The organism is Bacteroides sp. Marseille-P3684 (assembly GCF_900291465.1).
Lineage (GTDB): Bacteria > Bacteroidota > Bacteroidia > Bacteroidales > Bacteroidaceae > Phocaeicola_A.
Genome location: NZ_LT985808.1, coordinates 861,129 through 874,473, shown reverse-complemented (window position 1 = coordinate 874,473; position 13,345 = coordinate 861,129). Strand labels below are relative to the sequence as shown.

Genomic DNA, 13,345 nt, shown 5'->3' with positions numbered 1-13,345 from the left:
CCTATGAAGACCATCAGATATGCACTCTGCATCGCCGCCGCGACCCTCTGCGCGGGATGCTATGAAGACGAAGGCAACTACACCTACGACGACACGCTCGAAGACATCAGCGTCAGCCTCGACGAGGCTTTCAACGTCCGCATGGACAAGGAGGCGTTCACCTACACCATCACGCCCGACATCACCACGCCCGACGGCGACAAGTCGTACCTCGAATACGCCTGGACGCAAGGCTCCGCACCCATGTCGCTCCCGCAGGACACCATCTCCCGCGAGGAGGCGCTCACCGTGACCATCGACCCCGAGTCGGAGGACTTCAGCTACAACTACTACTTCCGCCTCTACGTGAAGGACAACCGGCGGGGCATCACCGTCATGCGACCGACGGAACTGGTCATCTTCAAGCCCTTCACCGACTCCTGGATCGTGCTCCACGAGACCGACGGACACGCCGAACTGGGCTCGGTCGAGTATGCCAACGGGGAAATCTTCATCACCCCGGACGCCTACACACAGGAGAGCGGAGCCTCCTTCACCGGACGGCCCGTCCGCCTCTACTCGCGCCAGTACAACACACAGAAGTACACCTGGCTCTATGAAGCGCCCTCGCAGCTCTACGTCCAGACGACCGACCTGGCGGAGTCGGGGCTGCTCAACCAGGTCGACGGACTCAGCCTCATGGCGGACTGGAGCAGCCTCCTGCCTGAACACCTGCTGGGACTGGTCGACTTCGACCACATGCAGTGCTCCGCCTCGCAGAACGGCATGACCATGTGCAGCAACGGACACGTGTTCCGTGCCAACAACAACTCGCCCGTCATGTTCGAGATGCTGCCCTCCGTCAGCCTCTCGGGGGACTACTACATCGAGCAGGTGGCAGGCGGACCGCACACCGCCATCGCCTTCGACAAGCTCGGGCACCGCTTCGTCCACTGCAACCTCCAGACGGGAGACTCGTGGTCGGGCTATGCGCCCAGCGCGGACATGTACGGCGGGGAAATCGTGCCCATAACCTACCGCAGCGGACTGGACGTGGCAGACCCGAACGCCATCGACCCGCAGGAGGAGATTCTCAAGTTCGTCGGCGGGTACCACTACGAGGTCAGCGGCATCGCCCCCTGGCAGAAGTACTCCACCTACGCATGGACCGTGTCGCCCGACGGGCAGTCGCACATCTACGTCATGCGCTACTACTCGCTGACGCACTCTGACGTGGCGACCGTCTCCGGACGCTATGACTTCCCCACCCCCGAAGGCGTGGACCACCAGACACCCATGGCATCGGGACCGACGTACAGCAACCTGCTCTTCTACGCCGTGGGCAACAAGGTCTACCGGCTCGACTTCACCTCGGGCAACAGCACGGTCATCTACCAGCACGAGGACGCGTCGGCTGAAATCTCCGCCCTGCTGATGGCGCACAACTCCGTGTTCCAGAACGACGCCGACACCAACGGGGCGGACACCTACGGGCACCCCTTCAGCCGTACCCTCGGCGTGGCTGTCAACACCGGCGACGGACAGGGCCAGCTCATCGTCCTGCAGCTCAACACGGCGGGCAATGTGGACAGCGACCACACCTACCCCTCGACGCAGGTACACACGGGCTTCGGTCCCATCACCGACATCGCGTTCATCTGACCACTGTCCGCGGGGACATGCCGGGGCACACGCGACACGCCTGCCCCGCATGCCCTCCGGACGCATCCATCACAAGGCTCAACCATCCAAAGACATACGTATGAAACACCTCATCCACACACTCGCGGCAGCCGCCCTCCTGGCGTCCGCCTGCCAGCCGGCACCTGCACCGACCACCGTACACCTGCAGGGACAACTCGTCGACATGGGCACGACCGACGTGCCGATGCGCTATGACGGGGCGGCATCCCTCGTCGGTGACAGCCGGGACATCATCCTGCACACCGACGCGGAAGGACGGTTCGACACGGTCCTCACCCTGACTGAGCCGACGTACTACAGCATCAGCCGCAACACGCTCTACCTCACACCCGGCGACGACCTGACCCTGCGCATCACGCAGGACAACCGGCAGGCGGAGTTCACGGGGCAGGGAGCGTCCGTGAACACCTACATGAAGGGACGGCTCTTCCCCAAGGGCGGCTCCTTCCTGGAGGGAGGCTCGAACCTGCGCCCCGACTTCGCCGGGACGAAAGCCCTCGTCGACAGCCTGGCTGCCGTCCGCCGTGCCCAGCTCGACACGCTGACGGGAGCCACCGACGCCTTCAAGCGGCTCGAAGGGGCACGCATCACAGCCGATGTCGCCAACAGCTTCCTGTCCTATCCGTCCTATGCCGCCATGCGCGGCTACCTGCAGATGACGCCGGAGAGCCTGGACTCCGTCTATGCCACGCTCAAGCCCGACCTCGTCCCGCTGCTCCGCACACTGACTGACGACGAACTGCTCGACGTGGCAGTCGTCCGCGATGTCCTCGGCAGCCTCGCTACGCCCTACACTCCCGCCCTTGAAGCCATCGCCGGCGAGGTGACGCTCAGCCCCCGTGCCCGGGAGCTCTATGCCGCCGCCGGACAGGTGAACCGGCTGCGGCACCGGGTCGACGAAGCGCAGTTGCAGGCTGCACGAGCCTTTGCCGACAGCCTCACCCACACGGACTTCGCCGACGAGCTGCGCGCCAAGCTCGACCAGGCAGCGCGTCTGCTGAAGGGGCAGCCCGCCATCGACTTCTCCTTCACCGACACCGAGGGCAAGGCACACCGCCTGTCCGACTTCCGCGGGAAGGTGCTCTACCTGGACTTCTGGGCGACGTGGTGCGGACCGTGCATCCAGGAGTCGCCCCACTTCGAGAAACTCGCCACCCGGTTCAAGGATGCCGACGTGGTGTTCATCCCCATCTCGACCGACACCGGAAGGGAGGTGTGGCTGTCCTACCTGAAGGCGCATGACAAACAGCTGCCGCAGTACAACAGCACCGACGAGGCGCTCCGCACGGGCTGGAGCATCCACTACATCCCGCGCTTCGTACTCATCGACCGCGACTTCAACATCGCCGACGCCTACGCCCCGCGTCCTTCGCAACCTGAAGCGGAAGAGGCTCTGCAAGGCCTGCTGGGCAATTGACAAGGGACAATTGACAACGCTTCAATTGACAATGGACAATGGACAATTGACAATTGTCGCCTCGTGGGTGCATACACACGCCGAAAGGCAATTGTCCATTGTCAATTGTCAATTATCAATTGTCGCCTCGTGGGTGCATAACATGCCGGCCGGAACCGGTTCCGTCCGTACAACCGGACGAAGGGGGTATATACAAACAGAGGAGACAGCATGGACGAACCATGAAGCTGTCTCCTCTTCATTAAAAAGTTTTTGTGTATGATAGATCAGTCCCTTCCGCCGTCCGTCCGGAGGAAAGTCCGCCGGGGGATGCGTGCGGGGGCTGGAAGGTTTAGGTCCTTACTTGATGTACTCTTCCCACTTCGTCAGGCGCATGTCTCCCGTGCGGAGGAAGGTGTCGTGCATGGCGAAGGCTGCGCTCAGGCTGTGGCGCGTGTGACCCTTCGCACTGCCCTTCACATAGTCCCACAGCAACTCGCGGTACGACGGGTGGGCACAGTGCTCGATGATGAGCTCTGCACGCTCCATCGGGCTCTTGCCACGCAGGTCCGCCACACCCTGCTCCGTCACGATGATGCTCACGGAGTGCTCGCTGTGGTCGTGGTGAGAAACCATCGGGACGATGGCGCTGATTTTGCCTTCTTTCGCCACCGACGGGCAGGTAAAGATGCTCAGGTAGGCGCTGCGGGTGAAGTCGCCCGAACCGCCGATGCCGTTCATCATCTTCGTTCCGCAGACATGCGTCGAGTTGACGTTGCCGTAGAGGTCCACCTCCAGCGCGGTGTTGATGGTGATCAGGCCCAGACGGCGCACGACCTCCGGGTTGTTGGAGATTTCCGAGGGGCGGAGCACCAGCTTGTCACGGAAGAAGTCGATGTTCCCGTAGATGTCGTTCAGGCACTCGTTGGTGACGCTGAGCGAGCACGTACTGCCGAACTTCACGCGTCCCTGCTTGATGAGTCCGACGACGGAGTCCTGCAACACCTCGGTGTACATTTGGAAAGCGGGGATGTCGGGGTTGCGTCCCAGCGCGCCGAGGACGGCGTTGGCGATGTTGCCCACACCGCTCTGCAACGGCAGGAAGGTGTCGGGGATGCGTCCGGCACGCATGTCGGCAGCCAGGAAGTCGGCTACGTTCTGTCCGATGCGGTCGGTCACCGGGTCAGGAGCGGTGAAGGCACGTGCCTCGTCCGGCTTGTTCACCTCGACGATGCCCACGATTTTCGCCGGGTCCACCTGCACGTAGGGCACACCGATGCGGTCGCTCGGCTTGTAAATCTCGATGGCGCGGCGGCGTGGCGGGTCTTGCGGCTCATAGACGTCGTGCATGCCGATCATGTTCTTGCTGTGTGCGGCATTCAGTTCGACGATGATGCGGTCGGCGAGGCGCGCCACGGTGGGTGCGATGCCGACGGCAGCGGTGAGGTAGATTTTCCCGTCAGGTGTCACGTCGCACGCCTCGATGATGGCGGTGTCGACATGTCCCAGGAAGTTGTAGCGTACGCGTTGCGCCATCTGCGAGAGATGGAGGTCGTTGTAGGCTATCTCGCCGTTGTTCACTGCCTTGCGGAAGTCGGGGTTCGTCGTGTAGGGGGCGCGGAAGCGTATCGCCTTGGCACGCGAGAGCACGCCGTCGCACGAGTCGCCCGTGGAGGCGCCGGTGAGGATATTGATTTTAAACGGACGTCCGGCAGCGTGTTCCGCTTCGGCGATTTTTGCAATCTCGGGGGTGACGGCTTTCGGCGTACCGGCAGGTGTGAACCCGCTCAGTCCGATGGTGTCGCCGTCTTTGACAAGGGCGGCAGCCTCAGCTGCCGAGATGATGTGGTATCCCATACGCGTCAAAGGTGTTTTTTGGTTGGTTATGATTTACAGTTTATCAGTCGAAATGTCTGGGGGAAGTCTCTCTCTCGGGAAGGGGTCGGTGCTCCGTTGGAAGCGTACCGCGGGGAAAGTGGTGGGGACACATGTCCGTCGTCCGGGGCGGGCGGAAAGGCGTGGGGGACGAGCCGGCAAGAAAACAGGGTTGATGATAGATGCTTGCTTGGGTTTCACAGTCTGCTTGTCGATTCATCCCCTTAGTCCCCTCTTATACCTTTATATATAAGATTAATATTTCCGATTAAAAATCTCCGAGTAGATGAACGCCCGCCTGGCTTCTTCGGGTGAGCCGAGCCGTATGTCGTTGCCCGGCGTCCGCTTCTGCTGGTGTGGGACCTGCCTGCGTCCGTGTGGCGGACCTGATGCCGCAGCTTCCGCTTCGGCAGGTTGTATCAGGGGTGGCGGCGGGCTTTTCTTCCCGGTCTTCACCCGCGGACGGCTGACGGGTGGTGCCTCGTCCGCCTCCCATCGCTCCTCTTCGTGCCGGGGGACAGGGACCTCCGGTTGCGCCACCGGCTTGGCAGGATTGCGCCGCCGTTCCTTGGCAAGCTCCTTGCGGACGTTACGTACGACCGCAAAGCCTATGATGGCGAAGATGACGATAATTTGGATGAATTCCATGGTTCAACTCTCCTTAGATTACTGTTGGATGTCCAAAGATAGGTATTGTTTTTGGGAAAAGAAAGGAATGCTGCACATTTTCTTCGAAAAGATGCAGGAAACGGTCCAACCATGCCTCAATTGACAATTGACAAGGAACAATTGACAATTGCCCTTCGGCATAGGTATGAACCCACAAGGCGGCGAATGTAGGGGCGACCGGTCTGGTCGCCCGGTCCAACAAACGAACACCCCCAATCCAACAAGGTCCATTTGTCAAAACGACACCGTTTCCCGGATATTAACATCACATTTTCCCGATTCGGCGTTTTCAGGTAACGCGTATTTTCGCAAAATCGTCCCAAATAGAAAAACGTGCGTTAAATATTTTAGGAGACGCCCGTCAGAACGCATCAGAATAAACCTATATTCACACAATTATACCGTTTCTAACGCAAAAAAAGCATTCGCCGAACCTGTTTTCACGCTCGAAAGTACCTATGATTGGCTTCGTACGGACGAACGACTACCGTCGTACCGACGTGTCCGCACCGTCGTAGTCGTTCGTCCGTACGAAAACACCCACCTGTCCCCATTTTTTAGAGCCCGAAGGGGCACGATTCCCAATGTGTGAAATTGCGTCCGTCCGTGTGAAAAGACCGACGGAAGAGAACGAACAGAAAGGAAAACAAGACAGAAGGAAAGGGAACCAACGAAAATACCGACAACATGAAAAACACAAACCGCCTGAGAAGGCCCTTCCTGCTCACCAACTCGTATTTTGGTGCAACCGCGGGCATTCTCAGGCGATTCATTTGACATTTTGACAAATTGACACGACCGCCCGTCCCCGTCCGCAAAACATTTCTCAAAATGTAGGGGCGACCGGTCTGGTCGCCCGGTCCAACATATTCAATTGACAATGGACAATTGACAATGGACAATTGCCCTGCGGCGTGGAGGATGGTCCAATCAGGCGGTCCATGTAGGGGCGACCGGTCTGGTCGCCCCGTCCAACAAACGGAAACGCCCGTCTCACCCTTTTGCCACGTAAAAAGTGTTATATAACATGGTATTTTGTTTCGTATGATACAAATAGTCCACCAAAACGAGCGAATAGTCCACCACGTATTAAGCCTTTTTCAGTAATTTTGCCTTCGCTCTTTTAAACTTTGTTGCCGGGCGGAAACGTCGGCAGGAGAACGGAAGAGCACTTTACAGAACATAAAGTCTAATATCTAAAAACAAATTTTGCTTATGATGAACCAGTATGTTCATGCAAGACGATGGGCAGTGACCCTGTTGATGGGGCTCGTCTGCCTGTTCGCTTTCGCACAGGGGCAGAACGTGACGGGTACGGTGACGGACCCGGCGGGCGAGCCGCTGATTGGCGTCAGCGTACAAGTGAAGGGTGCCAAGACCGGCGCCATAACGGATTTCGACGGCAACTTCAAGCTCGCGAACGTGCCCGCGGGGAGTGTGCTCGTCTTTTCGTACATCGGGTACTTGTCCCAGGAAATCCCCGTGGAGAAGGGTAAAAATGCTCCACTGAACGTAGTCCTGCGCGAGGACGCACAGAACCTTGAAGAGGTGGTCGTAATCGGATACGGCTCTGTGAAAAAGAAGGACATCACCGGGTCCGTTGCCACGGTCGACGCAGAGGCGTTGGTGGGCGTTCCGGTGGCTTCCGCCGTCGAGGCGATGCAGGGCAAGCTCGCCGGCGTGCAGATTACCACGACGGAAGGTTCGCCCGATGCGGAAATGAAGATCCGAGTCCGCGGTGGCGGCTCCATCACCCAGAGCAACGACCCTCTGTTCATTGTCGACGGATTCCCCGTCGAGTCCATCAGCGACATCCCGGCTACCGACATCGAGGACATCACCGTGCTGAAGGATGCGTCCTCTACTGCCATCTATGGTTCGCGCGGAGCCAACGGCGTCATCATCGTCACGACAAAGAGCGGCAAGGAGGGGAAAATCAGCGTGAACTACAACGCTTACATTTCCTTTAAGAAGCTGGCGGACCGCCTTGACGTCATGGGCGCCGGCGACTACGCACGCTGGCAGTACGAGCTGGCGATGCTGGACAACCAGACGAAGCCCGATGAAATCAATCCCGAGCAGTACAGCAAGTACTTCGGCAACTGGCAGGACATCGACCTCTATGACGATGTCGAGACGAACGACTGGCAGGACATCGTCTTCGGTCGCACGGGCCACACGTTCAACCACAGCCTGAGCATCACGGGCGGCTCGGAGAAGATGAAGTTCTCGTTCAACTACGCACACATCGACGACAAAGCCATCATGCAGATGTCCGACTTCGTCCGCGACAACCTCAGCCTCAAGCTCAACGTGAATCCGGTCAAGAACGTCGACCTCGACTTCTCCGTCCGCTACGCCAAGCGCAAGGTGAACGGCGGCGGCATGAACGAGCAGAGCTCCACCTCGTCGAGCGACGCCCGCCTGAAGCACGCCATGATTTACACGCCGTTCCCCGTGGAGGGACTCTCCGACGCATCGGTGGCAGGCGGTGAGACCGACCCGAGCTTCAACCTCTACAACCCCCTGGAGTCCATCCGCGACACCGACCGTCGCCAACGTCGCTCCACACTCAACATGGCAGGCAGCTTCGCCTGGGAAATCTTCAAGGACTTCCGCTTCAAGACGGAGTTCGGATACGACACCTACGACAACCAGGACAACCGCTTCTACGGCCTCTCTACCTATTATGTAAAGAACACACCCACGGAGGAGAACAAGGAGAAGCCTGCCATCATCCTCACGGGCACCGACCGCTCGACCTTCCGTAACACGAACACCGTGAGCTACGACTTTGCCGGCGTGCTGGGCAAGGACAGCCGGCATCACCTCAACCTCATGGCAGGTCAGGAGTACATCATCGAGAAGGAGAAGGTGATGACCAACACCGTCCACGGCTTCCCCACCAGCTTCGACGCCGACGACTGCTTCAAGCTGACGACCCAGGGCGACGCCTATGAAATCAAGGACTTCTACAACCCCAACGACATCCTTCTCTCCTTCTTCGGGCGTGTGAACTACGACTATGACAGCAAATACCTCTTCTCCGCTACCTTCCGTGCCGACGGCTCCTCCAAGTTCGGCGACGGCAACCAGTGGGGCTACTTCCCCTCAGCCGCCCTTGCCTGGCGTATTTCCGCCGAACCCTTCATGGAGGGCACGCAGGGCTGGCTCGACGACCTGAAGCTCCGCTTCAGCTATGGTACCGCAGGCAACAACAACATCCCGACGGGACTGCTCGTGCAGACCTGGGGCGCCAACACCACCGGATGGCTGAACACCACCTCGTCCTACTGGGCACCGTCGAAGACCATGGCGAACCCGGACCTGAAGTGGGAAACGACCATCACGCGCAACCTCGGCGTCGACTACACCCTCCTGGGCGGACGCCTCAACGGTTCGCTCGAGTACTATTGGAACACGACAAAGGACCTTCTCATCGAATTCCCGACGGCGGGAACGGGCTACGACACACAGTACCGCAACATGGGAGAGACCGAGAACCGCGGCTTCGAGGCGACCGTGAACTATGTCGCCATTAACAAGCCGAACTTCGGACTGAGCTTCAACGCGAACATCGGCTTCAACAAGAACAAGATCAAGTCGCTCGGCATCATGAACGACTTCGGCCAGGACTCCGGATGGGCATCGACCGCCGTGGGCGACGACTACTGGATTGCCGTCGGCGGACAAGTCGGCGAGATGTACGGCTTCCGTCATGACGGACGCTACGAGGTGTCCGACTTCAGCGGCTACGACGAGACCACCCACAAATGGATTCTGAAGGAAGGGGTTGTCGACGCGTCCAACGTCATCGGCGACCTGCGTCCCGGCTCCATGAAGCTGAAGGACCTCACGGGCGAGGGCGTGGTCGACAACGACGACCGCGAAATCATCGGCAATGCCAACCCGGTACACTCCGGCGGCTTCGGCATCAATGCACGCGTCTACGACTTCGACCTGACCGCCAACTTCAACTGGAGCTACGGCAACGACGTCTATAACGCCAACAAAATCGAATACACCACCACCGGAGGCAGCAAGTACCGCAACATGCTCACCATCATGGAGAGCGGCAAGCGCTGGACCAACCTCAACGAGGACGGCACGCTCTGCAACGACCCCGAGAAACTGGCGGCAATGAACGAAGGCACCACCATGTGGTCGCCCTACATGAAGAGCAGCGTGTTCTCCGACTGGGCAGTCGAGGACGGCTCCTTCCTCCGCCTGAGCACGCTGACCCTGGGCTACACCCTGCCCCAGGAGGAGCAGTAGAAAATCAGTGGGGATTAGTTTTCCAATATCCAGAGGAATTCCGACCTTTGCCTTATGGAAAAGAATCAATTGGAAGTGCTTGCGCGTATCGTGCTGCCTTCAGAAATACTGGATCATTTTGAGATAGCAGGTGTGCAACAGAGTCGGACAGAGATTCATATTTATCTCGACGAGTTAATGAATGCGGGATTGTCATCAGATGCCAATTTTGCATCCAAAGGCTTCATGGAGGCTGTGAATGTAACCGATTTCCCGATACGCGACCATAAGGTCATACTGGTCATACGCCGTCGCAGGTGGACCGACCTGCGTACAGGCAAGAGTTTCAGCCTTCCAATCAGCCTTGACATAGCCTGCAAAGGAACCCGTTACTCCAAGGAGTTCGGGGCTTTTTTAAAAGAAACGTATGGAGACATCCCCTGTGACCTGCCGTACGCTTGAAACATTCTACCACATAAATGCACATACCTTTGAGAAACAGTACAAGGAAACGCTAAGCGGCTTCCACGACTGGGACCAGCTAGACCATGCCGATTCATGGCTGTTGTTTCCCGAAAACATAGGCCGGCATCTTGCCATAGACGAGTCTTCCCTGTCCAATGGGGAGCTGTATACGTTTGTCACCAACCGTGACCGGCATACAGGTGAAGGAAGTCTGGTGGCGGTCGTTTCCGGCACGAAATCGGAAGACGTGATACAGGTGCTGAAGTTGATAGACGAGGAAGAACGCATGAAAGTGGAGGAAGTGACCCTTGACCTTTCCGATTCAATGCGCAAGATTGTTTCTGTCGCATTTCCGAAGGCTCAAAGAGTGATTGACCGTTTCCACATCCAGAAACTGGCTTGTGATGACGTGCAGGTAATCCGTGTTGCGCACTGTTAGGACGCCTTGCAGCAAAGCAATGAAGAAATGGAAGAGTGCAAACAAACCGGCAAGCCCTATGTGCCGTTCCGCTTTTCCAATGGAGACACGCGTCCGGAATTGCTCATCAGAAGCCGTTACCTTCTGTTCAAATCAGCAGACAAATGGACGGAAAGACAAAAGGAAAGGGCTAAAATCCTCTTCGAGGAGTATCCTGACATCAAAATGGCTTATGGTCTGTCCCACTCATTAAGAATGATATTCTCAAAGAACACCATCAAAGATGCAGCGCGGTTGAGCATGGCCAAATGGTACAACAAAGTCGATGATTCAAGAATGAAGCAGTTCAATGTCATTGCCTCGACATTCTATGAGCATTATGACGAAATCCTGAACTTCTACAACAAACGCTCATCAAATGCGGCAGCCGAATCATTCAACGCCAAAATCAAACTTTTCAGGGCGAATCTGCATGGAGTCGTAGACAAAAAATTCTTCCTCTTCAGAATCGCAAAGCTGTATGGTTATCCCCACTGATTTTCTACTGCTCCCCCCAGGAGGTGACCCGCCGCGTGAAGATTGAGAGCCTGCGCTTCTATGTCACGGGCTACAACCTCTTCTGCTGGACCGGCTACTCCGGCTTCGACCCGGAGGTGTCCACCCGCCGACAGACCAACCTGACCCCGGGCGTGGACTACTCCGCCTATCCCAAGAGCCGCTCGTTCGTCGTGGGCTTCAACCTGAATTTCTAACCGTTAACCAATCACTGACCTATGAAACTGACAACATACCTCTGTGCGTCGATGCTCCTGTGCTCGGGGGCACTTGCCTCCTGCGACGACATCCTGGACGCACCCTCCATCTCCTCGACCGACGAGACGGTGGTCTTCTCCAGCGTAGACCTGGCGGAAGATGCCGTAATGGGCATCCTGCAGTCGTTTGCCGAGACCAACTCCTACCGCGGACGTTTTCTCGTCTATTACGGAATGAACACCGACATGGAGTGGTACAACTCGTCGGAGAACACCGGCGACGACAAGGCACGGCTCTCCAACTACAACCCCAACACGACCAACACGCAGATGAACACCGACAACAACGCCTGGGCCAAGTTCTACGAAGGCATCGAGCGTGCCAACATGTGCATCCGCGGACTGGAGAACTATGCCGACCTCAAGGACCCTGCCTTCCGGCAGCTGCTGGGCGAGGCGCTAACCCTGCGCGCCGTCTACTACTGTGACCTGCTGAAGGCGTGGGGCGACGTCCCGGCACGCTTCGCTCCCATCACGACCGAGACCATCTACCAGCCCAAGGCGGACCGCGACTCCATCTACGCCCGCCTCATCTTCAACGACCTCAAACGCGCCGAGGAGCTCGTGGCATGGCCCAACGAGACCGCTACCACACGGACGACCGAGCGCGTGAGCAAGGCGTTCGTCAAGGCGCTCCGCTCCCGTCTGGCACTCTATGCCGGAGGCTACTCGCAGCGCAACGACGGCACCATCCGCCTGAGCAACGACCCGCGCCTGGCGCCCGCCGAGATGTACCGGGTGGTGAAGGAGGAGTGCCTCAGCATCATCAATCAGGGCTGCAACCAGCTGGGAGAGTTCGAGGACACCTTCCGCCGGCTCTGTCAGGACGATGTCACCGCGGGCAACGAGTCCATCTGGGAAATCCCCTTCTCGGCCGGACGCGGACGTGTCCTCTTTGACCTGGGCGTACGCCACAAGGACGTCGACCAGTACACCAAGCAGGCGAAAGGCGGTACCGTCGGACCCACACCGATTGCCTTCTACAAGTACGACCCGCAGGACAAGCGGCGCAACGTCACCTGTGTCCCCTACTTCTGGGAGAAGGGCGTGCAGGTGCCCAATGCCGTCAACCAATGGTACTTCGGCAAGTACCGCTACGAGTGGATGAACCGCATCGTCACCTCAAGCAATGACGACGGGGTCAACTGGCTCTACATGCGCCTGGCCGACGTCTACCTCATGGCTGCCGAGGCAATCAACGAGCTGGACGGACCGCAGGCGGCAGCTCTTTACCTCAAGCCCATCCTGGACCGCGCACTGCCCGCCGACAAGGCGGAAGCCCGTCTCGCAGCTGCCACCGCCAGCCAGGACGCCTTCCGTGAAGCCATCGTCGAACAACGCGGACTGGAGTTGTGCGGGGAGATGCTGCGCAAGGCGGACCTCATCCGCTGGAACCGCCTGGGAAGCACACTGGAGGCTGCCAAGGCGGAGATGACCCAACTGCTCAACAAGGAGGGCAAGTATGCCGCACTGCCCGACAAGATTTACTACCAGACCGTGACCGGCACGCCCAAGGCGCAGAGCACCGTGTGGGACGTCGTCAAGGCGGGCGAGACCGTCGAAATCTACGGCGTGGAACTGGGACAGACCGACGAGGAAGGTGCCGCACTGGGCTATGCCGAGAACACCTCCTGGGCAGGGAAGAACGAGTGGGCAGACAAAATCAAGGGACTCTACGTCAACGACCCCGACCAGTACCAGTTCTGGCCCATCTGGCAGACGTTCATCGACAATAGCAACGGAATGCTCGTCAACAGCAGCAACTATCAATAA

The 13,345-nt window shown here is 58.4% G+C and carries 7 protein-coding genes and 2 pseudogenes; 7 read left to right on the top strand and 2 right to left on the bottom strand.

The annotated features are described in order from the left end of the window. Window positions 1-3 precede the first annotated feature (3 nt). Complete coding sequence (locus tag C8275_RS03390; protein ID WP_106484100.1) at window positions 4-1,641, top strand: PKD-like family lipoprotein; 1,638 nt, start codon at window positions 4-6, stop codon at window positions 1,639-1,641. Between the two features lie 100 nt (window positions 1,642-1,741). Then, window positions 1,742-3,100 (top strand): TlpA disulfide reductase family protein, encoded by a 1,359-nt coding sequence (locus C8275_RS03385; RefSeq protein WP_106484099.1) that lies wholly within the window; start codon window positions 1,742-1,744, stop codon window positions 3,098-3,100. A gap of 339 nt (window positions 3,101-3,439) precedes the next feature. Here C8275_RS03385 and C8275_RS03380 read toward each other — a convergent pair whose 3' ends face one another. Both C8275_RS03380 and C8275_RS03375 read right to left on the bottom strand, forming a co-directional pair. Then, window positions 3,440-4,936, bottom strand: coding sequence for an acetyl-CoA hydrolase/transferase family protein (locus C8275_RS03380; RefSeq protein ID WP_106484098.1), 1,497 nt, complete (start codon window positions 4,934-4,936; stop codon window positions 3,440-3,442). 273 nt (window positions 4,937-5,209) lie between these two features. After that, window positions 5,210-5,602 (bottom strand): hypothetical protein, encoded by a 393-nt coding sequence (locus C8275_RS03375; protein ID WP_106484097.1) that lies wholly within the window; start codon window positions 5,600-5,602, stop codon window positions 5,210-5,212. 1,239 nt (window positions 5,603-6,841) lie between these two features. Here C8275_RS03375 and C8275_RS03370 point away from each other — a divergent pair. From C8275_RS03370 to C8275_RS03350, 5 genes and pseudogenes are all read left to right on the top strand, one after another. Beyond that, on the top strand, window positions 6,842-9,898 hold the full coding sequence (locus C8275_RS03370; protein ID WP_106625710.1) for a TonB-dependent receptor: 3,057 nt from the start codon (window positions 6,842-6,844) through the stop codon (window positions 9,896-9,898). Window positions 9,899-9,952: 54 nt separating this feature from the next. Further along, window positions 9,953-10,339 carry a hypothetical protein gene (locus C8275_RS03365; RefSeq protein WP_106484096.1) on the top strand — a complete coding sequence of 129 codons (387 nt, stop codon included), beginning with the start codon at window positions 9,953-9,955 and terminating at the stop codon, window positions 10,337-10,339. Beyond that, window positions 10,305-11,297, top strand: a pseudogene (locus C8275_RS03360) (transposase). Before C8275_RS03365 ends, C8275_RS03360 begins: the two are co-directional and overlap by 35 nt. A 5-nt stretch (window positions 11,298-11,302) precedes the next feature. Next, window positions 11,303-11,512, top strand: a pseudogene (locus tag C8275_RS03355) (hypothetical protein); the annotation flags it as partial. Between the two features lie 21 nt (window positions 11,513-11,533). Then, the gene (locus tag C8275_RS03350) at window positions 11,534-13,345 is read left to right on the top strand and encodes a RagB/SusD family nutrient uptake outer membrane protein (protein WP_106484094.1); all 1,812 of its coding nucleotides are present in this window, start codon (window positions 11,534-11,536) and stop codon (window positions 13,343-13,345) included.

Bases quoted from the DNA above. Each gene is read 5' to 3' on its own strand.
- C8275_RS03390 (WP_106484100.1), top strand. From the start codon at position 4: ATGAAGACCATCAGATATGCACTCTGCATCGCCGCCGCGACCCTCTGC.
- C8275_RS03385 (WP_106484099.1), top strand. From the start codon at position 1,742: ATGAAACACCTCATCCACACACTCGCGGCAGCCGCCCTCCTGGCGTCC.
- C8275_RS03380 (WP_106484098.1), bottom strand. From the start codon at position 4,936: ATGGGATACCACATCATCTCGGCAGCTGAGGCTGCCGCCCTTGTCAAA.
- C8275_RS03375 (WP_106484097.1), bottom strand. From the start codon at position 5,602: ATGGAATTCATCCAAATTATCGTCATCTTCGCCATCATAGGCTTTGCG.
- C8275_RS03370 (WP_106625710.1), top strand. From the start codon at position 6,842: ATGAACCAGTATGTTCATGCAAGACGATGGGCAGTGACCCTGTTGATG.
- C8275_RS03365 (WP_106484096.1), top strand. From the start codon at position 9,953: ATGGAAAAGAATCAATTGGAAGTGCTTGCGCGTATCGTGCTGCCTTCA.
- C8275_RS03350 (WP_106484094.1), top strand. From the start codon at position 11,534: ATGAAACTGACAACATACCTCTGTGCGTCGATGCTCCTGTGCTCGGGG.